Below are 1,826 nucleotides of genomic sequence, written 5' to 3' on the forward strand. Positions count from 1 at the left end.
CGCCCAAGATACCCGACAGCATCACTCTCAGATCGTCCTGCTTTTGCTCGAAGAGCGAGACTCACATCGTTTTCGCCTGCAGGGTAATACCTAAAGCCACCGAATTTTACCACCGGGCAGAGGATCAAAGTGTTAACTGAGCCGGGGCAGTTGATCATCCGCATCGCCCCCACCACGGAGGGCGCCGCATGAACATCACTTTTCCCCATGAGCTGTTGCCGGAGCTGACACTGAGCAGCAGCGCCCCGGCCAACTGGCCGGGGTTGGTTTTATTTAATAGGATAGTTGTAATGCTCTGGGATTTTATAATTTTCCGGGAAAGATATCCCATTAGGAAGTTTGAAAAAGCTGTCGAGATCCTCAGCAGTTTGATAAAAAACCCCATATATCCCAGATAAAAAAGTTGATATACGCAGTAAGGCTGCTTGCATTGCTAGTTCATCGCTTTTTTCTTTTGCATTAATAAATAACTCAATTGTTAAGTTAAGATTTTTCATGCTATTCTGGATACTATCAACTATTGAAAAATCCTTTTCCAAATAAAGATTATCCATATCAAGCTCTTTTCCTGCCTTCTGCTTTAATAGCTCCAAGTAGCTATCTTTAAACTTATCCAACATACTGATATCAATCATTTTGGCAACCTTCTACCTTCAGCTTTGGCAGCTTTAGTTTTTGCATCATTAAAGGAACCATCGAGATTAAGGACAGCCCTTACCTTTGTTCCTGTACTATCAAAGACCTCTATATGATCCTTATGTTTAGCATCTAAATAAAACTGATCACCTTTCTGAATATAATTACCTACGGGCTTATTTGCCTGATAGACACTTTGCCCCTGATATTGCTTACTGGTTTTTTTGGATAGTTCTTTGATTTCACTACCAAAGCCTGGTTGCTTAAGGAATTCACTCATATTCCCTACAGCTCCGGCATTAGGCGTATGTGGAACTTTCTTACCTGGAAGGATGATTCCAGCAATCAACCCTCCCGTTGCTTCCAGTGCGGCCTGATTCCCTTCAGATGCCTGAACTAACGTGTCTTTCACCGCTGACCAGGTTTCGCTTTGCATCAGGGCAGTAACGGTATCCGCCACTGCCTGATTCTTCCCGGCCAGGTCGCTCATCGCCTTGCTGCAGTAGCTGTCGCCCGCAGCACATGAAGCCAGTGCCATTGCAGCATCAGCGGCGTAGTCCGCCGAGCCTAGTGCTGCATCCCCCGTATCAGCAAGGCCATTGATAATTGCGTTCGCGATAGCAGAAGTGGTGCCTTCACCCAGCTTTTCCCTAACCTGATTTTTCAGAGATTCGGCGGCCTGTTTAACAGACTCCCGCGCCTTATCTCCCGACAACGAGTTATTCTCCACCGCATTCTTGCCAGCCTGCCCGCCGGTCACCGCCCCCGCAGTATCCCCCGTCGCCAGCCCGCCTGCAAGCCCTGCGGCCAACTGGCTCAGTGCGCTCACCTGCTGTTTTTCGCTTTCGCTCAGCTGCTCTGCCGTTTTGCCCGGGAACAGCTGCCCGGCAATGTAGCGCGCCGTCAGTTCCCCGCCGCCGGCACCCAGTCCGCCTGCCGCGGCCGACTGGTTGTTCAGCTGCGCCGTCACCGCGCCCAGCACCGCGTGCGCCATCGCATTGGCAGCGATATTCTCTTCACCAACCCGTTTCTTGATTTCCGTCGCCAGGTACGGCGAAGCGCCGCTCGCCAGCGCACCCGCCAGGTTATTGCCCGCCAGCGCCGTCAGCGCCCCCGTTACCGCCTGCGCCGCCTTCTGCAGGTCGCTGCCGGTGCCGTATTGCCGCATCGCGTTGTCGTATGCCCGCTGC

2 protein-coding genes are annotated in these 1,826 nt (G+C 51.6%); both read right to left on the reverse strand.

The window, feature by feature from the left end; genetic code table 11:
- Positions 1-269: 269 nt before the first annotated feature.
- Positions 270-635, reverse strand: a complete 366-nt coding sequence (locus tag FUU19_RS13285; protein WP_230490927.1) for a hypothetical protein — start codon at positions 633-635, stop codon at positions 270-272.
- A partial coding sequence (locus FUU19_RS13290; RefSeq protein ID WP_230507141.1) for a VENN motif pre-toxin domain-containing protein occupies positions 632-1,826 on the reverse strand: 1,195 nt, incomplete at its 5' end. The genes FUU19_RS13290 and FUU19_RS13285, both read right to left, overlap by 4 nt.

The organism is Serratia montpellierensis (genome assembly GCF_020858655.1).
GTDB lineage: Bacteria > Pseudomonadota > Gammaproteobacteria > Enterobacterales > Enterobacteriaceae > Serratia > Serratia montpellierensis.